The 22,384-nt window shown below is 61.7% G+C and carries 16 protein-coding genes and 1 pseudogene; 5 read left to right on the forward strand and 12 right to left on the reverse strand.

The genetic code is table 11. The features are described 5' to 3' along the window. Nucleotides 1-8: 8 nt before the first annotated feature. The 9 genes and pseudogenes from xylB to J3P85_RS12985 form a co-directional block, all read right to left on the reverse strand. The gene (gene xylB / locus J3P85_RS12945; protein ID WP_434706096.1) at nt 9-1,496 is read right to left on the reverse strand and encodes a xylulokinase; all 1,488 of its coding nucleotides are present in this window, start codon (nt 1,494-1,496) and stop codon (nt 9-11) included. 204 nt (nt 1,497-1,700) lie between these two features. After that, nucleotides 1,701-3,182 carry a mannitol dehydrogenase family protein gene (locus tag J3P85_RS12950; protein WP_434706097.1) on the reverse strand — a complete coding sequence of 494 codons (1,482 nt, stop codon included), beginning with the start codon at nt 3,180-3,182 and terminating at the stop codon, nt 1,701-1,703. A 15-nt stretch (nt 3,183-3,197) separates the two neighbouring features. Continuing rightward, complete coding sequence (locus J3P85_RS12955; protein ID WP_411384767.1) at nt 3,198-4,301, reverse strand: ABC transporter ATP-binding protein; 1,104 nt, start codon at nt 4,299-4,301, stop codon at nt 3,198-3,200. Between the two features lie 39 nt (nt 4,302-4,340). After that, nucleotides 4,341-5,171 carry a carbohydrate ABC transporter permease gene (locus J3P85_RS12960; RefSeq protein ID WP_434706098.1) on the reverse strand — a complete coding sequence of 277 codons (831 nt, stop codon included), beginning with the start codon at nt 5,169-5,171 and terminating at the stop codon, nt 4,341-4,343. Between the two features lie 10 nt (nt 5,172-5,181). Beyond that, a pseudogene (locus tag J3P85_RS12965) lies at nt 5,182-6,113 on the reverse strand (carbohydrate ABC transporter permease). A 167-nt stretch (nt 6,114-6,280) separates the two neighbouring features. Continuing rightward, nucleotides 6,281-7,591: an ABC transporter substrate-binding protein gene (locus J3P85_RS12970; protein WP_186709373.1), complete on the reverse strand. Its 1,311-nt coding sequence runs from the start codon at nt 7,589-7,591 to the stop codon at nt 6,281-6,283. Between the two features lie 299 nt (nt 7,592-7,890). Further along, nucleotides 7,891-8,796, reverse strand: coding sequence for an AraC family transcriptional regulator (locus J3P85_RS12975; RefSeq protein ID WP_186709372.1), 906 nt, complete (start codon nt 8,794-8,796; stop codon nt 7,891-7,893). 70 nt (nt 8,797-8,866) lie between these two features. Next, entirely contained in the window at nt 8,867-10,159 is a 1,293-nt protein-coding gene (locus J3P85_RS12980; RefSeq protein WP_434706099.1) for a glycosyltransferase, read from the reverse strand. Between the two features lie 72 nt (nt 10,160-10,231). Further along, entirely contained in the window at nt 10,232-10,603 is a 372-nt protein-coding gene (locus tag J3P85_RS12985; RefSeq protein WP_434706100.1) for a response regulator, read from the reverse strand. A gap of 261 nt (nt 10,604-10,864) precedes the next feature. On the opposite strand from J3P85_RS12985, the gene J3P85_RS12990 reads away from it, so the two are divergent. The 5 genes from J3P85_RS12990 to J3P85_RS13010 are packed head-to-tail and all read left to right on the forward strand — an operon-like array spanning nt 10,865 to nt 17,402. Next, complete coding sequence (locus J3P85_RS12990; protein WP_434706101.1) at nt 10,865-14,347, forward strand: response regulator; 3,483 nt, start codon at nt 10,865-10,867, stop codon at nt 14,345-14,347. After that, nucleotides 14,347-15,162, forward strand: a complete 816-nt coding sequence (locus J3P85_RS12995; protein WP_434706102.1) for a CheR family methyltransferase — start codon at nt 14,347-14,349, stop codon at nt 15,160-15,162. The genes J3P85_RS12990 and J3P85_RS12995 overlap by 1 nt, the downstream gene beginning before the upstream one ends. Then, entirely contained in the window at nt 15,159-15,746 is a 588-nt protein-coding gene (locus tag J3P85_RS13000) for a chemotaxis protein CheB (protein WP_434706103.1), read from the forward strand. Before J3P85_RS12995 ends, J3P85_RS13000 begins: the two co-directional genes overlap by 4 nt. Before the next feature lie 5 nt (nt 15,747-15,751). Then, nucleotides 15,752-17,032 carry a hybrid sensor histidine kinase/response regulator gene (locus tag J3P85_RS13005; RefSeq protein WP_434706104.1) on the forward strand — a complete coding sequence of 427 codons (1,281 nt, stop codon included), beginning with the start codon at nt 15,752-15,754 and terminating at the stop codon, nt 17,030-17,032. Then, on the forward strand, nt 17,025-17,402 hold the full coding sequence (locus J3P85_RS13010) for a response regulator (RefSeq protein WP_053119494.1): 378 nt from the start codon (nt 17,025-17,027) through the stop codon (nt 17,400-17,402). The genes J3P85_RS13005 and J3P85_RS13010 overlap by 8 nt, the downstream gene beginning before the upstream one ends. A 203-nt stretch (nt 17,403-17,605) precedes the next feature. Here J3P85_RS13010 and J3P85_RS13015 read toward each other — a convergent pair whose 3' ends face one another. The 3 genes from J3P85_RS13015 to J3P85_RS13025 form a co-directional block, all read right to left on the reverse strand. After that, on the reverse strand, nt 17,606-19,276 hold the full coding sequence (locus tag J3P85_RS13015; RefSeq protein WP_434706105.1) for a response regulator: 1,671 nt from the start codon (nt 19,274-19,276) through the stop codon (nt 17,606-17,608). Next, complete coding sequence (locus J3P85_RS13020) at nt 19,273-20,775, reverse strand: ATPase domain-containing protein (RefSeq protein ID WP_434706106.1); 1,503 nt, start codon at nt 20,773-20,775, stop codon at nt 19,273-19,275. Before J3P85_RS13020 ends, J3P85_RS13015 begins: the two co-directional genes overlap by 4 nt. A gap of 338 nt (nt 20,776-21,113) precedes the next feature. Further along, the gene (locus tag J3P85_RS13025; RefSeq protein WP_434706107.1) at nt 21,114-22,172 is read right to left on the reverse strand and encodes a tetratricopeptide repeat protein; all 1,059 of its coding nucleotides are present in this window, start codon (nt 22,170-22,172) and stop codon (nt 21,114-21,116) included. Between the last annotated feature and the right edge of the window lie 212 nt (nt 22,173-22,384).

A 22,384-nucleotide genomic window follows, 5' to 3' on the forward strand; every position in this document is an offset into this window, starting at 1 on the left:
GCCCGCTCTCAAAGGGTTGCGACGTGTTGTCGATAACGTTCATAAGCTTGCTGGGACGCCGCGACATGGGCGGCGACTGGCCGGGTTTCGCTGGCCGGGTCGAGCTTGACGCAGCGCTCGCACAATTCGGCCAGGCCGTCTTGTTGGCCTGAATGGCACCACGCTGCCTGGATCGCCGCACCCAACGCCGCTGCTTCGCTTTGTTCGGTACAAATGACGGTGGTGTCCATGATGTCGGCGACGACCTGCCGCCACACCGGGCTCTTCGAGCCGCCGCCGATCAGGCGAATGCTCTGGGCCTTGAGCCCGTTGGCCCGCAACAGGTCCAAGCCATAGCGCAAACCGAAGGTCGTGCCTTCGACCACGGCGCGGCACAGGTTGGCCCGGGTCAGGTTGGTGGTGGTCAGGCCCAGCAGGCTACCCGTGGCATGGGGCAGGGCAGGCACCCGCTCGCCATTGAGGAACGGCAGCATCGACACACCTTCTGCGCCAATCGGGGCCTGGACCACCAAGGCGTTGAAGGTGTTGATGTCCAGGTCCAACAGCTCGCGGATCGCTCCGGTGGCGTTGGTCAGGTTCATGGTGCAGATCAGCGGCAGCCAGCCACCACTGGAAGAGCAGAACGTCGCCACTGACGGTTGCGGGCTGACCGTGGGCTCGGCGGCATAGGCGTAGACCGTGCCGGAGGAACCGAGGCTCATGGTGATCACGCCGGGCTGGATATTGCCGGTGCCGATGGCGCCCATCATGTTGTCGCCGCCGCCACTGGCCACCACTGCGTCGGGGTTGATGCCCAGGTGCTGGGCAATGGCTGGCAGGATGCGTCCCACCGGCTGATGGGCCTCGATCAGCTCCGGCAGCGCCGCTTGCAAGCGTCCGCTGGGGTCGATGTGTTGCAGCAACGGCACGTCCCATTGGCGGGTGCGCACGTTGAAGTAGCCGGTCCCCGAGGCATCGCCGTATTCGCTGCAATGGCGACCGGTGAGCCAGTAATTGAGGAAGTCGTGGGGCAGCAGGACGCTGGCGATGCGTTCGAACAACTGGGGATGCTGCTCCCGGGTCCAGAGCAGTTTGGAAACCGTGTAGCCTGGCGCGATTACCACGCCGAGGCGTTCGAGGCTGCCGTCTTCGCCGCCCAGGTGGGTCAGGAGCCGATCGTTTTCCGGCGTCGTCTCGGTGTCGCACCACAGCTTGGCCGGGCGCAGGACCTGGCCCTGGTCGTCAAGCAGCACCAGGCCGTGTTGCTGGCCGGACACGCCGATGCCGAGGATCGCCTGGCCATCGACCCCGGCGGCAGCCAAGGCTTGGTGCGTTGCCTGGGTGAATGCATCGAGCCATTGCTGGGTGTCTTGTTCACGGCGACCGTTGGCCCCGCTGATCATGCTGTGGGCAGCGGCGCCCTGGCCGAGGACCTGGCCGCTGAGCGCATCCAGGATCAGCGCCTTGGTGCCTTGGGTGCCGCAGTCGATGCCCAGGAACAGTTGTTGGTTTGCCATGGAAATCCTCGGTCTTAGATCAATAACCAGCAGGTAATAGCAGTTCAGTCAGCAAACACAGCTGTGGCGAGGGAGCTTGCTCCCGCTGGGCTGCGCAGCAGCCCCGAGTCCAGGCGACGCGGTGAGCCTGACAAACCCATGGGGTCGCTTCGCAACCCAGCGGGAGCAAGCTCCCTCGCCACAAAAGCGGTTCGCGGTCGAGGGTTAGTTCGCCTCGGCCAGTACCCGCTCAAGTGTTCGTGTGACCCCGTGCTCGCGCAAGCTGTTGCAGCACCATTGGAATGCTGCCACGAATTCCGGAGAGCGGGGGATCGCGGTGCCAAAGATTTCCTCCACCTCCAGCACCCGCTGGGTCACCAGCGCATCGTCGGCCACCAGGGCCTGGCAGAACGCCGCCCGTGGGTCCGGGATCGAGTACGTCACGCCGTTCTCGTCCACGCCCTTCAAGTACACCGCCCAGGCTGCGACGACCAGCGCCGCACGGCGAGTTTCGCCGCCGTCGGCGATCAAGCGGTTAATGGTTGGGACGGTGAACTTTGGAAACTTCGACGAGCCGTCCGAACAGACCCGTTCCAACTGGTCGGCAATCGCCTGGTTGGAAAAACGCTCCACCAGGGTGTTCTTGTAGTCGGTCAGGTCGATGCCCGGTACTGGCGCCAGTTGCGGCGTCACGTCCAGGTCCATGTAGGCGCGCATGTAACGCACGAACAGCGGATCGTTCATGGTCTCGTGGACGAAGCGATAACCCTTGAGGAAGCCCAGGTAGGTCAGCGCCAGGTGACTGCCGTTGAGCAGCTTGATTTTCATTTCTTCATAGGGGGAAACGTCATCGGTGAACTGCACGCCGACCTTTTCCCACGCCGGGCGACCGCTCACGAATTTGTCTTCCAGCACCCATTGCACAAACGGTTCGCAGACCACCGGCCAGACGTCGTCGATGCCGTGTTCGTCATGCAGCTGCAAGCGATGGGCGCCGCTGGTCATCGGGGTAATGCGATCGACCATGGCGTTGGGAAAGCTCACGTTCCCGTCGATCCATTGGCCCAGTTCCGGGTCGCGCAGCGCGGCAAACGCCAGCAGCGCCTTGCGCGTGACGGCGCCGTTGTGGGGCAGGTTATCGCAGGACATCAGCGTGAACGCTGGCGTCCCCGCGGCGCGGCGCTTGGCCAGGGCGGCACAGAGGAAGCCGAAGACGGTCTTCGGTGCCTCGGGGTGGGCGAGGTCGTGCTGGATCTGCGGCAGGTGGGCCATGAACTCGCCATTGCTGTCGTCGATGCAATAGCCACCTTCGGTGATGGTCAGCGAGACGATGCGGATCTGCGGCTCGGCCAGTTTGTCGATCAGCGCCTGGGCGCCGTCTTCGGCCAGCAACATGTCATTGATCGCGCCGATCACGCGGACTTCGGTGTCATCGGTGTCGCCCAGTTCGTACAGGGTGAACAGGTAGTCCTGGCTGGCCAGGTCATCCCGGGCACGCCGATCCTCGGCCCGCAGGCCCACGCCGCAGATGGCCCAGTCCAGGTCAGCGCCGGTGTTCATCAGCGCATCGGTGTAGTACGCCTGGTGCGCTCGGTGGAAACCACCGACGCCGATGTGGGCGATGCCCTGGCGGATATCGCTCAAGGGGTAGGCCGGCAGGGCGACTTCGGGGTTGAGGTTGTGCAGGTTTTGTCGGTTGAGTTTCATCGCAAGTCTCGGCAATCAGGCGGCGGCGCGCAGCGCGCGGTTCACCGCGACGCCCTCGGCATCGAATAAATGGCAGTGTTCAGCGTCCAGGTGCAGGCTCAACTGCTCGCCGAAACGGCTCGCCAAGTCGCCGCGAACGCGCATGGTCAAGGCTTCGCCGGAGGCCGTGACGACGTGGCAGAAGGTGTCGCTGCCCAGCCGCTCGCTGACGTCTGCGGTGACTTGCAACGTGCAATCGCCCGGTTGCGCCAGGTTCAGGTGTTCCGGGCGAATCCCGAGGGTTACCGCAGCGCCGACGCTCAGGTTGGCGCCGCTGCGCGGCAGGTTGATGCGTGTACCGGCGTCCAGCAGCACTTCACAACCCTGGCCGTCCAGGGCGGTAACCTTGCCTTTGAGGAAGCCCATTTTCGGTGTGCCGAGGAACCCGGCGACAAACAGGTTGGCCGGCTGGTGATACAGCTCCAGCGGCGAGCCGACCTGCTCGATGCGCCCGCCGTTGAGCACCACCACCTTGTCAGCCAGGGTCATGGCTTCGACCTGGTCGTGGGTCACGTAGATCATGGTCGCCTGCAACTCTTTGTGCAGGCGCGCCAGTTCCAGGCGCATCTGCACCCGCAGGGCCGCGTCGAGGTTGGACAGCGGTTCGTCGAACAGGAAGATTTTCGGGTTGCGCACGATGGCCCGGCCGATCGCCACGCGCTGGCGCTGGCCGCCGGACAATTGCTTGGGCTTGCGCTCGAGCATCGGCCCCAGTTCGAGGATACGCGCCGCTTCGTTGACCTTCTTCTCGACGTCGGCCTTGGGCACGCCGGCCAGATCAAGGGCGAAGGACATGTTTTTGCGCACGCTCATGTGGGGGTACAGGGCGTAGGTCTGGAACACCATCGCCAGGTCGCGCTTGGCCGGGCTGACTTCGGTAATGTCCCGGCCATCCAGTTCGATGGTGCCGTCGCTGACCTCTTCCAGGCCGGCGATCAGTCGCAGCAGCGTGGACTTGCCGCAGCCCGACGGGCCGACGAAAACCACGAACTCGCGGTCGTTCACCTCAAGGTCGATGCCCTTGATGATGGAGAAGCCTTCGAAACCCTTTTGCAGATTCTTGATTTTCAGGTTGGCCATGATGATGGGCCTCCACTTCTGATTATTGTGTAGGGCGCGTTACTTCACCGCGCCGAAGGACAAACCACGCACCAGCCGTTTTTGGCTGATCCAGCCGAAAATCAGGATCGGCGCGCAGGCCAGGGTCGAGACGGCCGACAATTTGGCCCAGAACAAACCTTCCGGACTGGAATAGGAGGCGATCAGCGCTGTCAGCGGGGCGGCCTTGGAGGAGGTGAGGTTCAGCGACCAGAACGCCTCGTTCCAGCACAGGATCAGCGACAGCAACACGGTGGACGCCAGGCCGCCCTTGGCGATCGGCAGCAGCACGCGGACCATTTCCTGCCAGAGCGTGGCGCCATCCAGACGTGCCGCTTCGAGGATGTCGCGAGGGATGTCCTTGAAGTAGGTGTAAATCATCCAGACCACGATAGGCAGGTTGATCAAGGTGTAGATAATGATCAGCGCGATCCGCGTGTCCAGCAGGCCAAATTGCTTGGCCAGCAGGTAGATCGGCATCAGCACACCCACCGGTGGCAGCATTTTGGTGGAGAGCATCCACAGCAACGTGCCTTTGGTGCGCTGGGTTTCATAGAACGCCATGGAGTAGGCCGCCGGCACCGCGATCAGCAGGCACAGGGCGGTGGCGCTGAAGGAAATCACCACCGAGTTCCAGGCGAAGCTGAAGTAATTGCTGCGCTCGTTGATGTGCAGGTAATTCTCCAGGGTCGGCGCGAAGATGAACTGCGGCGGCGTGGCGAACGCGTCGATTTCGGTCTTGAAGCTGGTCAGCACCATCCAGAAGATCGGAAAGAAGATCAGGATCGCGATGGCCCAGGCCAGCGTGCCCAGCAACAGGCTTTGCAGGCGACGGGATTGTTGAAGAGTCATGGCGACGGCCTCAATGCTTGTCGGTGAGGTTTTTGCCGATCATCCGGACCAGGATGATGGCGGCGATGTTGGCAATGACCACGGCAATCAGGCCACCGGCAGACGCCATGCCGACGTCGAACTGCACCAGCGCCTGGTTGTAGATCAGGTACGCCAGGTTGGTGGAGGCGTAGCCGGGGCCACCGTTGGTGGTGGTGAAGATCTCGGCGAACACCGACAACAGGAAAATTGTCTCGATCATCAGCACCACGGCAATCGGCCGGGCCAGGTGCGGCAGGGTCAGGTGCCAGAAAATCGCGATGGGGCCGGCACCGTCCAGGCGGGCGGCTTCTTTCTGTTCCTGGTCCAGCGACTGCATGGCCGTCATCAGGATCAGGATCGCGAAGGGCAGCCATTGCCAGCTGACGATGATAATGATCGACAACAGCGGGTAATGGGCCAGCCAATCCACCGGCTGGGCGCCGAACAGCTTCCACACCGAGGCGAGGATGCCCGACACGGGGTGGAAGATCAGGTTTTTCCAGATCAGCGCACCGACCGTGGGCATGATGAAGAACGGCGAGATCAGCAGCACACGGACGATGCCGCGACCGAAAAACTCACTGGCCTCCAGCAGCGCGCTGATCAATACCCCGAGGACAATGCTGATCAACAGCACGCTGCCCACCAGCAGCAGGGTATTGGTGGCGCCGGGCATGAAACCCGAATCGGTCAGGAAATAGGTGAAGTTCTCCAGTCCGACGAATTCGTTTTCGCCGGGGTAGAGCAGGTTGTAGCGGATCATCGAGAAGTAGACGGTCATGCCCAGCGGCACGATCATCCACAGCAGCAACAAGGCCACCGAAGGGCTGACCAGGAACCAGCCGGGGTTGGCCAGGCGGATCTTGCGCACCGGCGGCGGAGCGATCTCGATGGGGGCTTTGGCGGTTGTAGTTGAGCTATTCATGAGCGCTTACTCTTATGCGACACATTCCCTGTGGCGAGGGAGCTTGCTCCCGCTGGACCGCGCAGCGGGCCCATGCCGATAGGCAATCCTTCTGATCGCCAGGGCGGGCTTCGCCCGCCAGCGGGAGCAAGCTCCCTCGCCACAAATGGATGTCTACAGGTCTTTACTTGGGATACCCAGCGCGTTTCATCTCGCGTTCGGTGGTGGACTGTGCGGCGGTCAACGCCTGGTCCACTGTCTGCTGGCCGGTCAGCGCGCCCGAGAAGAACTTGCCCACCTGGGTGCCGATGGCCTGGAATTCGGGGATGGTCACCAACTGAATGCCGATGTAGGGCACAGGCTTGAGGGTAGGGGCTTTCGGGTCGGCGACTTTCAACGATTCCAGCGTCACTTTGGCAAACGGCGCGGCCTTCATGTATTCGTCGCTATAGGTCGAAGTGCGGGTGCCCGGTGGTACGTTGGCAATGCCGTCGGTCTTGGCGACCAATTGGTTGTACTCCTTGGACGTTGCCCAAGTGGTAAAGACCTTGGCCGCGTCCTTGGCTTTGGAGCTGGTCGGGATGGCCAGGGACCAGGAGTACATCCACGAGGTGCCCTTGTCGGTTTTCTCGTGGGGGGCGAAGGTGAAACCGACGTGATCGGCCACCTTGCTCTGGGTCTTGTCGGTCACGAACGAGCCGGCGACGCTGGCATCCACCCAAATGGCGCACTTGCCGCTGTTGAACAGCGCCAGGTTTTCGTTGAAACCGTTACTGGAAGCACCCGGCGGGCCGGATTTCTTCATGTTGTCGACGTAGAAGTTCAGGGCATCCTTCCACTCCGGCCCGTTGAACTGCGGCTGCCACTTCTCATCGAACCAGCGCGCGCCAAAGCCGTTGGCCAGGGTCGTGACCAGCGCCATGTTCTCGCCCCACCCGGCCTTGCCCCGCAGGCACAGGCCATATTGCTCCTTGGATTTGTCGGTGAGCTTTTGCGCGAACTCACCGATCTGGGTCCAGGTCGGGTGTTCGGGCATGGTCAGCCCGGCGTCCTTGAACAGGTCCGTGCGGTAATAGGTGATCGAGCTTTCGGCGTAGAACGGCAGGGCGTACAGCGAGCCCTTGACCGACAAGCCATCGCGCACGGACGGGAAGACGTCATCGAGGTCGTAGGAGGCCGGCAGGTCTTTCATCGGCTCCAGCCAACCCTTGGCACCCCAGAGTGCGGCTTCGTACATGCCAATGGTCAGCACGTCGAACTGTCCGCCTTGGGTGGCGATGTCGGTAGTCAGGCGTTGGCGCAGCACGTTTTCTTCAAGCACCACCCAATTGAGCTTGATGTCCGGATGCTCGGCCTCGAACGTTTTCGAGAGCTTTTGCATGCGGATCATGTCGCTGTTGTTGACGGTGGCAATGGTGAGGGTCTCTGCGCCGAAGCTGACGCTGCTGAGGGTCATGCAGGTGGAGACAAGCAGAACTTTTACCGAAGGTTTCATCGCGCACTCCTTTTCCGCGCCCGAAGGCTGCAGAAGGACAGTTATTGTTTTTGTGTCTTCCGGATGAAGGGAAGAATGTGCGCTGATTACAGCCTTCTATGGACGGCGTGACAAATCATCCGTCGCACTTTGACTGATACTTTTTTGCACTGAAGAGGGAGTGAGGCGAGCAAGGAGCTCTTGTGGCGAGGGAGCTTGCTCCCGCTGGGGCGCGCAGCGGCCCTGTCTTTTGGGGCTGCTGCGCAGCCCAGCGGGAGCAAGCTCCCTCGCCACAGAGGCGGCGTGTCAGGGCAAAAAGGTCAGCCCTGATTCTGCTCGGTCAACCGCTGCACCGCCAGCCGCCGGTAGTGGGACGGGGTCATGCCCTTGAGCTGCTGGAAGCGCCGGTTGAAGTTGGAGATGTTGTTGAAGCCCGATTCAAAGCACACGTCCGTCACCGGTTTGTCGCCGTCGGCCAGCAGCTCGCAGGATTTGCTGATGCGCAGGCGATTGACGAATTCGATGAAGCAGCGGCCAGTGGCCTGTTTGAACACCCGGCTGAAATAGGTGGGTTTCATGCCCAGGTGCTCGGCGACTTCTTCCAGGGGCAGTTCCCGGGCGTAATGGGCAAAGATGTAGTCCACCGCACGGTTGGTGCGGTCGATGCTGTGCTCGTCCGCCGTTTGCGGGGCGTTCGTGCCGGATAGCAGTTGGTAGTCATCCGTGGCGGCCAGCAGCTCCATCAGGATGAAAAAGTGCCCCAGGCGGCTCATGCCCTGGGAGTCGGCGATGCGCTGCATCAGGGTCATGGCCTGGCGGATGGTGCGCTTGCAACGGAACTCGATGCCGTATTGGGCGCGTTCGAGCAACGGTGCGACCGTCTTGAGCTCGGCGAATACCTGATGGCCGCTTTCGAACAACTCGTCGGTGAAGTTCACCAGCATGTCGCGCTTGGGCACCACTTCGTCCTCGGCCACCTGGCTGATCCAGTTGTGGGGCAGGTTGGGGCCGGTGAGAAACAACGACTGGGGGTAGAAGTTGCCGATGTAGTCGCCAATGAACACCTTGCCGGAACTGGCGACGATCAGGTGCAGCTCGTATTCCTTGTGGAAATGCCAACGCACCAGCGGACAGGGGAAACCGTGCTGGCGGTAGATGATGGACAGCCCGTTATGGTCGTCCATCAACTCGTAGGAAGGGTCGGTGACTCTGGCTGTTCGGGTCATGGGCCTGGCGCTTTTATTATTATCGCCGCTGAATAATGCCCCCTTCGCCAGGCAGGTGCCACCCTGGTGTCTAACCGTTGCGGTTTTTTTCTTCGATCCACTGGGACATGTATTGGGTGCTTTTATGCTGGTGGTGACGCAGCATGCTGCCGGTGAAATTGTCCCGGCGTCGTTGCGCCAGGTCCGCCCGGCAAGCGTTGAGGCTGTCGATCAGCGCCGGCCCATGCACCTGTCGCCGGTAGCGGCTCGCCAGCAGCGACAGGCCCGCGTCCCGAGCCTGAGCCCAGCGCTCCGGGTCGCTGTACAACTGCACGGCTTCGCGGGCGATGGCTTCGGCACTCTGGGCAATCGCCCCGGGCCAGGGTAGCTCGCCGTGCATGGCTTCGGCCCCCACTGGCGTGGTGACGTTGGGCGTGCCGCAGAGCATGGCGTCGATCAGCTTGCCTTTGATACCCGCGCCGAAACGTAATGGTGCCAGGCAGATGCGTGCGGCCGACATGACCTGCAAGGCGTCTTCGGCCCAGTTCATGATGTGAAAACCTTGGGCCGGGTTGTGCAGCGCGGCGGCCTTCGGCGGGGTATAGGCGCCGTACAGGTGCAGTTGCGCGCCGGGCAGTTGTTGGCGGATCAGCGGCCAGATGGCGTTTTTCATCCAGAGCACGGCGTCCCAGTTCGGCGCGTGGCGAAAGTTGCCAATGCTCAGGAAATGCGCCCGGTCCGCGAATGGCACCGGCGGGTCGCTGGGCAGTTCCAGCATCAACGGGCACCAGTGCAGCAGGTTGCGGGGCAGCTTGAAGTGTTCCACCAACAGTTCGATCTCAACCTCGGACACCATCAGGTTGAGGTCGCAGCGGTACAGGGCGGCGATTTCCCGCTTGGCCAGGTCGGTATCGGCCATTCGTTGGAATTCCTCGTCCAGGGCCGGGGCGAAGAGGTCGCTGAAATTTTCGCTCGCGTCATCGCGCTTCAGGCGCTCCTTCAGGCGCTGATGCCGGGCGTGGCGCAGGCTTTGCAGATCGGAGGTCTCCAGCACCCGCAGGGCACCGGGGCAGTGCTTCTCGACCCGCCAGCCGAACTGTTCTTCCATCATGAACTGGTCGAACAGCACGATGTCGGGCGCAAGCGTATGAATGAACGCGTCGAAGCTGCTGTTATTGAGTTCGATGGGTACTTCACGGATGCCCAGCGCGACCAGGTCGGCACGCTGCTCGCCGGGGCCGGCCGGGCTGCTGAAGGTGATGTCCCAGCCTTCGCCAAGGAAGGTGTCGAGGATCTGCATGACGTGCCCACTGGCAGCCGATGAGCGAGGCTCGGGCCAGACATAGCCGATAACCAGGACCTTGGTGGCGGTGGGGTGGTGCATGAGCGGAGAGTTCCTTGGTACATGCGCCATCGGCGCGCGGGGCGCCGATAGTGACCAAGAATGCGTTCCGGCTCAAGAAAGAATGCGTTTGACCTTGTCCCGCAACTGATCAATGGAGAAGGGCTTGCCAATCACCGACATCCCTTCAGGTACATCGATGCTTTCGGCATAACCGCTGGCGAACAGCACCGGCAGTTGCGGCCGAACGAGTCGAGCCTGCTTGGCCAGTTCCCGGCCGTCCATTACCGGCAGGCCGACGTCGGTCATCATCAGAGCGATGTCCTGTTGGTCATCGTTCAAAAACGTCAGCGCCTGCTCACAACCGTCCGCCTCCAGCACCTGATATTCCAGCTCCTCCAGCACGTCGACGATCAACATCCGCACGATATCGTCGTCTTCAACTACCAGGATGGTGGGCTGGGTGGCGGCATTGGCGGTGGACATAGATACATTCTCGAAAGATGGAAACGGGAGGGAGTATGAAAAGAAACGGCCTCATTCATGAGTAAGTGCCAAGGCAGCACAAGTTCCCTAGGTTGTACAAGAAAGGATCTATAGTACAAGAGCTGACAAGGATAGTCGCTTCCTTGCTACAAGGCAGGCCGTCGCGGGATCTGCGCCTTTGACTCGTCAGAAAATGTGGATCCACGCGCGGTTTTTCGGGCAAACTCCACGGTTTTCAACTGTCCACCAAGGCCCTTTTCCATGACTCCTTCGTCTTCGGTTGACGAACAAAGTTTTCGCAAACTCCTGAGCCGCAACATCAGCCTGCCGCTGGGCATGGGCGCGCTCAGCGCGGTGTTTTTCATCATCCTTATCACGTACCTGCTGTCGGTGATCCAATGGGTCGGCCACACCGACAGGGTGATCAATAACGCCAACGAAGCGCTCAAGCTGAGCGTGGACCTGGAAACCGGCATGCGCGGCTACCTGTTGAGTGGGGACGAGCATTTCCTCGACCCCTACGAAGTGGCCAAGCCACGGATCGCCGTGGCGCTGGACACTTTGCTGGAATTGACAGCCGACAACCCCGTCCAGGTCGATCGCCTGCACAAGATCCAGGCACTCCAGACGGAGTGGTCCAATTACGCCCAGGGCATGATCGACCTGCAGCGCAGCAGCGGCGATTACCGGGGCGCGGTGAAGGCCGGGCGCGGTAAGCGTCTGACTGACGAAATTCGTCAGTCCTTCGAAGAGGTCGTCGAGACCGAGCAGCAGTTGCGTGCGGCGCGTAACCTGGATGTGCGCACCACGACCGTCTGGAGCATTGCCCTTTACCTGTTGTTTGTCGCGGCGGTCAGCGGACTGCTGGCCTACGTCGGTCGCCGGGACCTGTTGAACCTGTCCGAGAGCTACAGCGCCAGCCTGAAAGTCCAGCAACGCAGCGCTTTGCACCTGGAGAAGCAAGCCTGGCTGCGTAATGGCCAGACGCAACTGGCCGAGCAAGTCCTGGGACAACTGTCGCTGAACCTGCTGGGTCGCAACATCCTGCAGTTCTGCGCGAAATACCTGGACGTCGCTGTCGCGGCACTTTATGTGCGGGAAGAAAACGGTGTCCTCCGGCGCGTCGCCGCCTACGGCTTGTCCCGGGAGGATGAAGAACAGCAACAGGTGATCGTCGCCGGTGAAGGCATCGCGGGCCAGGCCGTGCAACAGGGGCGCCTCATCCGCCTGGACGACGTGCCGGACGACTACCTGAAAGTCAGCTCCGGCTTGGGACAGGGCCTGCCCAACAGCGTGTTGGTGGTGCCTACAAGTGACGATGACCGGATCAACGGTGTCGTCGAACTGGGGTTCCTGCGGCCCTTGACCGAGCGAGACGTCGAGCTGCTGGAACTGATTGCTGGCAATATCGGCACCTCCATCGAGGCCGCCCGTTATCGTCAACGCTTGCAGGAAGTGCTAGCCGAAACCCAGCAGTTGAACGAGGAACTGCAAGTCCAGCAGGAAGAACTCAAGACCGCCAACGAAGAGCTGGAAGAACAGTCGCGCATCCTCAAGGAATCCCAGGCCCACCTGGAAGCCCAGCAACAGGAGCTGGAGCAGACCAATGAGCAATTGTCCGAGCAACGCGACGCCATGGACCAGAAGAACAGCGAGCTGAACCTGGCCCAGATCCAATTGCAGGAGCGCGCCGAAGAGCTGCAGCGTTCGAGCAAGTACAAATCCGAATTCCTGGCCAACATGTCCCACGAGCTGCGCACGCCGCTCAACAGCTCGCTGATCCTGTCCAAGTTGCTGGCGGAGAATCCGCAACAAAACCTCAGCGAGGAGCAGGTCAAGTTTGCCGAGTCGATCTACTCCGCCGGCAACGACCTGCTGAACCTGATCAACGACATTCTCGACATCTCCAAAGTCGAGGCCGGAAAACTGGAAGTGCGCCCGGAAAACACCAGCGTGCAGCGTCTGGTGGACGGGTTGGGGGATATGTTCGAGCCGTTGGCAGCTGACAAGGGCCTGAGTTTCGAGGTGCACGTGCAGCCTGATGCGCCGGCGATGCTCTACACCGACCGCCAGCGCTTGGAACAGGTGATCAAGAACCTGCTGTCCAACGCTGTGAAGTTCACCGAGCAAGGCGCTGTCAGCCTGTCCGTGGCCGGTCAGCCGGGCTCGGGCATTGCATTCATGGTGCGCGACTCTGGAATCGGGATCGCCGCCGACCAGCAGCAAAGCATCTTCGAAGCGTTCCGCCAGGCCGATGGCACCACCAACCGTCGCTACGGCGGTACGGGCCTGGGATTATCGATTTCCCGGGACCTGGCCACGCTGCTGGGCGGCTCGATCTCGGTTTCCAGCGAGCCGGGGCAGGGCAGCGTCTTTACCCTGGTATTGCCGGAACGTTACGTCGAGCCCGGGGACACGCCGGTGGAACCGATGACCTTCACCCCGACGGCCACCGCGCCAGCGCCCGTCGCACCCAAGGCCGCACCCGCGCCGCTGATCGCCGAGGTGGACACGCCGATTGCCCGATTCGCCGACGACCGCGACAAGGCACCGTTCGAAACCCGCTGCATCCTGGTGATCGAGGACGAGCCCAAGTTTGCCCGGATCCTGTTCGACCTGGCCCATGAACTCGGTTACCAGTGCCTGGTGGCCCACGGTGCCGACGAAGGCTTCGACCTGGCGTTGCAACTGGCCCCCGACGCGATCTTGCTGGACATGCGCCTGCCGGACCATTCCGGGCTGACGGTGCTGCAGCGGCTCAAGGAGCAGGCCCAGACCCGGCATATCCCGGTGCACGTGATTTCCGTCGAAGACCGGGTCGAAGCCGCTATGCACATGGGCGCCATCGGTTATGCCGTCAAGCCGACCACCCGCGAAGAACTCAAGGACGTGTTCGCCCGCCTGGAAGCCAAGCTGACCCAGAAGGTCAAGCGGGTGCTGCTGGTGGAGGACGATGACCTGCAACGCGACAGCATCACTCGCCTGATCGGCGACGATGACATCGAGATCACCGCCGTTGGCCTGGCTCAGCAAGCTCTGGACCTGCTGCGGACCAATGTCTACGACTGCATGATCATCGACCTCAAGTTGCCGGACATGCTCGGCAACGACCTGCTCAAGCGCATGTCCAGCGAAGACATCTGTTCGTTCCCGCCGGTGATCGTCTACACCGGGCGCAACCTGACCCGGGACGAAGAAGCCGAACTGCGCAAGTATTCCCGCTCGATCATCATCAAGGGCGCCCGTTCGCCAGAGCGCTTGCTGGACGAAGTGACACTCTTTCTGCACAAAGTCGAATCCCGGTTGTCCCATGAACGGCAGCGGATGCTCAAGACCGCCCGCAGCCGCGACAAGGTGTTCGAAGGCCGCAAGGTGCTGCTGGTGGATGACGATGTGCGCAACATCTTTGCCCTGACCAGCGCGCTGGAGGCGAAAGGGGCGATCGTGGTCATCGGCCGCAATGGTTTGGAGGCGATCGATCGCCTGAATGAGTACGACGACATCGACCTGGTGCTGATGGATGTCATGATGCCGGAAATGGATGGTTTCGAAGCCACCGCGCTGATCCGCAAGGACCCGCGCTGGCGCAAGCTTCCCATCATCGCCGTGACGGCCAAGGCCATGAAGGATGATCAGGAGCGCTGCCTGGCGGCGGGTTCCAACGACTACCTGGCCAAGCCGATCGATCTGGATCGTCTGTTCTCGCTGATTCGCGTGTGGTTGCCGAATATGGAAAGAATTTAGTGGACCGTGACACTGACATTGAACTTCGTTTGTTGATCGAAGCGATCTACCTCAAGTACAGCTACGATTTTCGCGATTATTCCGGCGCTTCCATCAAGCGCCGGGTCCACCATGCGCTGAGCCAGTTCGAATGCAAGACCATTTCAGCCTTGCAGGAGCGCGTATTGCATGATCCGGGCGCGTTCATGCAGTTGTTGCAACTGCTGACGATCCCTGTCAGCGAGATGTTTCGCGACCCCTCGCATTTCCTGGCGATCCGCGAGGAAATCGTGCCGCTGCTCAGGACCTACCCTTCGATCAAGATCTGGATCGCCGGTTGCAGCACGGGGGAGGAGGTCTACTCCATGGCGATCCTGCTGCGCGAAGAAGGCCTGCTGGACCGCACGTTCATCTACGCCACCGACATCAACCCGCGCTCGCTGGAAAAAGCCAAGCAGGGGATTTTCTCCCTGGACAGCGTGCGCACCTATACCCAGAACTACCAGAACGCCGGTGGACGGCGGTCATTTGCCGATTACTACACCGCCGCCTACGATTATGCGATGTTCGACAAAACCCTGTGCGAGAACGTGACCTTTGCCGATCACAGCCTGGCGACTGACAGCGTTTTCTCAGAAACTCAATTAATTTCATGCCGCAATGTATTGATATATTTCAATAAAAAATTGCAAGATCGTGCGTTTGGACTGTTCCATGAGTCCCTCTGTTACCGTGGTTTCCTGGTGTTGGGCAGTAAGGAGACATTGGATTTTTCGGCTTACGGCCATCGATTCGAGCCGTTGGTCAAACAGGAACGGATCTATCGCAAGTTATGAACCAGACGAAGGACAGATCCAGGCCGGCCATCGAGGCCATTGTCGTCGGCGCATCGGCCGGCGGTGTCGAAGCATTGCTCAGGGTGTTCGGACACCTGCGCAAGGGTTTTGCCGTGCCCGTCCTGGTGGTGTTGCATTTGCCGGATGAGCGTGACAGCCAGTTGGCCTCTGTGTTCGGCCATCGTCTGGCGGTGCCGGTAGAAGAAGCCCGGGACAAGCAGGACATCGCCCCGGGCACCTTGTACGTCGCCACGCCCGGTTATCACTTGTCGGTCGAGGCCGACCGTAGCCTGTCGCTGAGCCTGGAGGCCCCCGTACACCATTCGCGACCGTCCATCGACGTGCTGTTCGAATCGGCCGCCGATGTCTACGGCGAGACGTTGCTGGCCGTGGTGCTGACCGGCGCCAACGACGATGGCGCCCGGGGCCTGGCAAGGGTCAAGGCCCTGGGCGGGATCACGGTGGTCCAGGATCCCGTGGAAGCCCAGGTCTCGACCATGCCCGAAGCGGCGCTGGCCCTGCACGAGCCCGACCATATCCTTACTTTGCAAGGCATCGGCCAATTGCTGGCCGGGCTGGAATGAACCACATGCCAAGAGATATTCAAGCCAAACTGCTGATCGTCGACGATCTGCCTGAGAATCTGTTGGCCCTGGAAGCGTTGATCAGGGGAGACGACCGAGAGGTCTTCAAGGCCCTGTCGGCGGACGAAGCGCTGTCCCTGCTGCTGCAACACGACTTCGCCCTGGCCATCATCGATGTGCAGATGCCGGAGATGAACGGTTTCGGGCTGGCCGAGCTGATGCGCGGCACGGAAAAGACCCGCAGCATCCCGATCATTTTCGTCAGCGCCGCCGGGCGTGAGCGCAACTATGCCTTCACCGGTTATGAAAATGGCGCGGTGGACTTCCTGCACAAGCCGCTGGACACCCAGGCCGTCAAGAGCAAGGTCAATGTGTTCGTCGAGCTGTATCGCCAACGAAAGGCCATGAAGGAACAAGTCGTGGCCCTGGAACAGAGTCGTCGCGAGCAGGAGATCCTGTTGCAGCAGCTCGAGGCCACCCGCGGCGAGCTGGAACAGGCGGTGCGCATGCGAGACGACTTCATGTCCATCGTCGCCCACGAGGTGCGCACGCCCCTCAATGGCCTCATCCTCGAGACCCAACTGCGCAAGATGCACCTGGCCCGGGACAATGCCGCCGCCTTCAGCCTGGACAAGGTGCGCGCGATGGTCGAGCGCGACGAGCGCCAGATCAAGAGCCTGATCCGGCTGATCGAGGACATGCTGGATGTGTCGCGGATTCGTACCGGCAAGCTGTCGATCCGGCCGACCCGCTTCAACCTGACGGCATTGGTGGAAAACCTGCTGCGCAACTTCCAGCCGCAGATCGCCGTGGCCGAGTGTTCGTTGACGTGCATGGCCGAGCCGGCGGTGGAGGGGCTTTGGGACGAGTTTCGCATCGAGCAGGTGGTCTCGAACCTGTTGACCAATGCGCTGCGCTACGGCGGCAAGGGGCCGATCGAAGTGCGCGTCTACAAGACCTCCGATCACGCCTGCATCGAGGTCCAGGACCACGGCATCGGCATCAGCGAGGAGAACCAGAAACGTATCTTCCAGCAGTTCGAGCGCGTATCGTCCAAGGCCGCCGCCTCGGGGCTCGGGCTGGGGTTGTTCATTTCCGAGCAGATCGTCACGGCCCATGGCGGGACGATCACGGTGGACAGTCGGCTCAATGAAGGGGCGTTGTTTCGTGTTTGCCTGCCCTTGCAGAAAACTGTCTTGGACAAAACCGCCGAACAGACGCAACCTCTGAGAGACCCCAAGGTCGTATCAGCAGCTATTGATCGAACAAAGGCTTCTCATGAGTGAAGATGCGCAAGATGTTGTATTGGTCGTCGAGGATGACCCGTCGATCCTGATGGTGCTGTCGGCCCACCTGTCGAACGAGGGGTACCGGGTGCTGCAGGCCGAAAACGGTGAGCAGGCGTTCGAGATCCTGGCGAGCAAGCCTCATCTGGACATGATGATTACCGACTTCCGCCTGCCGGGCGGTATCTCCGGAGTGCAGATCGCCGAGCCCGCGGTCAAGTTGCGCCCCGAGCTGAAGGTGATTTTCATCAGTGGCTACGCGCAGGAAGTGCGCGACACCGATAGCCCGATTACCCGCAAGGCACCGATCCTGGACAAGCCGTTCGACTTGGATGAGCTGCAACGCATCATGCAGTCGATGTTGTCGTAGGCAGGAGACATCCCGGCAGATCAGGCGAGCCCCCTGTGGCGAGGGAGCTTGCTCCCGCTGGGGTGCGCAGCGCCCCAAAACCCGACACCTCAATGTGTCAGGTTCATTGAGTCGACTTTAATTGGGGCTGCTTCGCAGCCCAGCGGGAGCAAGCTCCCTCGCCACACTGTGTGCAATGCCCAAGCTCAAAAGCGCTCATCACCTCAAACCTGGATCATCTCCCGCACCTTCGCCGTCAACAAATCAAACGTGAACGGCTTGGTGATCATCTGCATCCCCGGGTCAAGGAAGCCGCCGCGCACCGCCGCATGCTCGGCGTAGCCGGTGATGAACAGCACCCGCAGGTCCGGGCGGACCTGCCGGCCGATCTCCGCCAGTTGCCGACCATTCATGCCGGGCAGGCCAACGTCGCTGATCAGCAGGTCGATGCGCTGGTTTGACTGGAGGATCGGCAACGCACCGTTGGCATCGGCCGCTTCCACAAAGGCATAGCCCAACTCGCTTAATACTGCGCTCACCAACACCCGCACCGCCGGATCGTCCTCGACGATCAGCACGGTCTCGCCATCCTGCGCATACGGCGCGTGCTGGGTGGCAACCTGGGGCTCGTGGATTTCTTCACCGACGAAGCGTGGCAGGTAGAGGTTCACGGTGGTGCCTTTGTCGACTTCGCTGTCGATGGTCACGTGGCCACGGGATTGTTTGCTGAAGCCATAGATCATCGACAGGCCCAGCCCGGTGCCCTGGCCGATCGGCTTGGTGGTGAAGAACGGGTCGAAAGCGCGACTGATCACCGCTTCGGGCATGCCGCAACCGGTGTCCTGCACACTCAGCACCACATAGTCGCCGGGCGCGAGGTTGGGGTAGGCCTCGGTGAAGTCGGCATCCAAGTGCCGATTGCGAGTCTGCACCACCAGGTTGCCGCCGTTGGGCATGGCATCCCTGGCGTTGAGCACCAGGTTGAGCAGGGCGCTTTCCAGTTGATTGGGATCGGCTTCGGCGACCCAGAGTTGTTCGTCCAGTTGCATGTCCAGGCGAATGCTTTCGTTGAGGCTGCGCTGCAACAATTCGCCCATGGAGAGCACCAGGGTATTCATCTGGACCGCCTTGGAGTCCAGCGATTGCCGCCGGGAGAACGCCAGCAGGCGATGGGTCAGGCCGGCGGCGCGGTTGGCCGAGGTCACGCCCAGGTCGATCAGGCTGTCCAGGTCCTCGGTACGGCCCCGGGCCAGGCGACGGCGCAACAGTTCGAGACTGCCGATGATCCCGGTGAGCATGTTGTTGAAGTCGTGGGCGATGCCGCCGGTGAGCTGGCCGACCGCTTCCATCTTCTGCGACTGACGCAGGGCTTCTTCGTTGTGGCGCAACTGGGCGGTACGCTCTTCCACCTGCTGTTCGAGGGTTTCGAGGGTGGTTTGCAGGCGCAGTTCGCTGTTGCTGAGGTCGATCAGGCGATCGCGGGCTTCGTACTGCCTTCGACGCCCGCGCAGGGCGGTGGTGACCAGGCTGATCAGCGTAACGGGGTGGAAAGGACGCTCGAGGAACGTCACGTTGCCCAACTGCATGCCGATCCGCGCCGCCGGGTTCTGTTCCGGCCCACCGTGATGGGTCAGCAAGACAATGGGCAGGTCGGACCAGGCGGGCTGCTGCTCGATTTGCAGGAACAGCGTTTCCAGGTCAGGCCCGACCAAGGCCTCCGACGAGATCACCAGCAGGCCGGCACCGCTTTCCAGCTCTTCGCATAAATGACCCAGGTGGCGACAGATGAGGCCGGCAAAGCCGGCTTCATTGAGGATCATCAGGGCAATCTGGCTGTCCCGTCCCAGCGGCGCGAGAATCAGCGCCCGCTCGGACAGGGGCTCGGCCAGCGTCACCGGTGTTCATCCTTGAGCAGCGGGTTGCTCTCGCCCATGTAGGTGGGGACCCCGCGCAAGACACCCTGGAATGCTTCCAGTGGTTCGCCAATGGTCATGCCCGAGCCGCTGATGCGGTATTCGCGGATGGTCGACTCGTGGCTGCCGGTGCGTTTCTTGATAATGGAAATGGCCCGGCGAACCTTGCCCAGTGCTTCGAAATAACGCAACAGAATCACCGTGTCGGCCAGGTAAGTAATGTCCACCGGGGCCTGCATGTCGCCGACCAGGCCGTGCTGGGCGACAGTCATGAAGGTCGCCGCGCCCTTGCGGTTGAGATACAGCAACAGCTCATGCATGTGCAGCACCAGGGCGTTCTCTTCCGGCATGGCTGCCTGGTAGCCGTTGATGCTGTCGATGACCACGGTCTTGATGTCGCCTTCATCGACGCAGCGACGTACGCGGTGGGAGAACTCGCCGGGGGACAGCTCGGCGGCGTCCACCTGTTCGATCAGCAGGTTGCCGGTCTCCTGCAGCGCTTGCAGGTCGATGCCGATGTTTTTCATGCGCGCGAACAGCAAGCCCAACTCTTCGTCGAAGATGAACAGCGCGGCCTTCTCGCCACGATGCACGGCGGCTGCGGCGAAAATCAGCGCGATCAGCGACTTGCCAGTTCCCGCTGGCCCCAGGATCAACGTGCTGGAGCCGGTCTCGATACCGCCACCCAGCAGCAGGTCCATTTCGCCGATGCCGCTGGAGAGTTGTTGGCGCAGGTACTGGCCGCGGTGTTCGGCGGCCACCAGGCGCGGGAACACGTGCACGCCGTCGCCCATGATGGTGAAGTCATGGAAACCGCCGCGGTATTTCTGCCCGCGATACTTGACCACCCGGACCCGCCGCCGTTCGGCGCCATAGTTGGGGGTCAGTTCTTCCAGGCGCACCACGCCGTGGGCGACGCTGTGCACGGTCTTGTCCAGGGATTCGGTGGTCAGGTCGTCGAGCAACAGGACTGTGGCGTCGTAGCGCACGAAGTAATGCTTGATCGCGAGGATCTGGCGGCGGTAGCGCAGGGAGCTTTGCGCCAGCAGGCGGATCTCCGACAGGCTGTCGAGTACGACCCGGGTCGGCTTGACCCTTTCGACCACTTCGAAAATCTGCCGGGTCGCTTCGCCCAGCTCCAGGTCCGAGGAGTACAGCAAGCTCTGCTGGTGCTCGGCATTGAGCAGGCTTTCGGGCGGGGTCAGCTCGAAAATATGAATGTTCTCATCCAGGGTCCAGCCGTGGGAGGCCGCGCCTTGACGCAGTTCACGCTCGGTTTCCGAGAGCGTGATGTACAACGAGCGCTCGCCAGCCTTGGCGCCGGCCAACAGAAAATGCAGCGCGACCGTGGTCTTACCGGTCCCCGGTTCCCCTTCGAGCAGGAACACATGGCCGCGGGACAAACCACCGGAGAGGATATCGTCCAGTCCTTCGATGCCGGTGGCGGCTTTTGCACTGATCAACTCGTTAGATGTAGACAAAAATAGCCCTCTCATGACTAGGGAAGTAGGCAGCAGGCGGGGTAACGCCTGAAATCGACTGCCTGAACACTTGACCTTTGGCGGTGATGGCGGTTCCGCTTACATCGACAAAACGCGAGTTACTGCACAACTTTCGGCATGCTACGAGGGCCTACAGACCCATGCCAGTCAGCTAAGCGAAATCAAGCCGAGCAGTCATCCTGTGGCGAGGGAGCTTGCTCCCGCTGGGTCGCGAAGCGGCCCTGTTTTGGGGCTGCTGCGCAGCCCAGCGGGAGCAAGCTCCCTCGCCACGGATTGTGTGTTTGCCCAAGGTTTCACTTAACCGCTAGGCATTAGGCCTAGAGACCCTGTTGCAGGGCCGGGTCATCGGGGTTCAGCTGTTCCAGTTGCGCCAACAGGATCTGAACGTTCTGCAACTGGCCGGTCTCCTTCCAATAGTTGATCAGCAACACCCGGGCCTTGCGGTCGGCGGGGTAGCGCTGGACGATTTCCTGCAGCTGTTTCTGCGCGGCTTCCACTTCCTGTTCGGCATGCAGGGTGGTTGCCAGGTCATAGCGGTAATGGCGGTTCTCGGGTTCCAGTTCCACGGCTTTTGCCAGGCCGAGCACGGCATACTCGCTCTGGCCATGTTGCAGCAGCCACATGCCCAGCGCATGTTGCAGATAAGCCGACGCTGGCTGGGTTTGCAACTGTCGGGCGAGTAATTGTCGTGCGGCTTCGCCCTGGCCCTGTTTGTCCAGCACTTCGATCTGCATGACCAGCGCTGGCAGGTTGTCCGGTTGCAGGCGCAAGGCCTGCTCAAGGGCCAATTGGGCTTTCTTCAATTCGGCGTTGTGCAGGTGCAGCCGGGCGAGTTGGTAGTGGGAGTCAGCGGTTTTCGGGCCGTCTTCGAGCACCTGCTCCCAAGTGTCGATGGCGATCTGCATCGCGCCGAAATACAAGCCGAGGTCATCTGGCGACAGGCCCAGCAGCGCGTTCACGGCGGCGAACCGGACGTTCGGGTCGTCATCGTCCAGAAGCGGACCGAGCAACAGGCTGCGCTGGCCTGTCGGGACCAGCCCGACGACGCTGCCAATGGCGGCCCGGCGCACCTCCGGCGACTCGCTGTGCAGGTCGGCGTCCGCCAGTTTCAGGGCTTGGGGGCTGGGGTAGTTGGGCAGTTCGGCGTGTAGCCACACGCGGCGCTTGGGCGAGAGATCCGGACGTCCCAGTTGCTGGTAAAGCATCCGCGCCGCCCCCGGCTGTCCGTTGCGGGCGCTTTCCAAGGCTTCGCTGTAGCCACGCTTGATCGCCTCGGGGATCTGCGGCGTGGTGCTGCGTAGCCACACCGCGACAAGACCGATCAACAACAGGACACAGAGGCTGAGGAGCAGATAGCGGCGGCGAGGCGAGGGCATGCAGGGAATCCATTACCAGAAGCGTGAAATGCCGCAAGCTTCGGTCAGGTGGCGGCCTGAGTCAAACCTTGTGACAGCAGTGATGAACCTGTGGGAGCGAGCTTGCTCGCGATGGCGTCGGATCAGTGAGGTAGAGATTGACTGACACACTGCTATCGCGAGCAAGCTCGCTCCCACAAAGGGCCTTGCCACAGTGGACCCTGGGCGATAAA

Origin of the sequence: Pseudomonas sp. Z1-12, assembly GCF_051132015.1 — a bacterium.
GTDB lineage: Bacteria > Pseudomonadota > Gammaproteobacteria > Pseudomonadales > Pseudomonadaceae > Aquipseudomonas > Aquipseudomonas zanjanensis.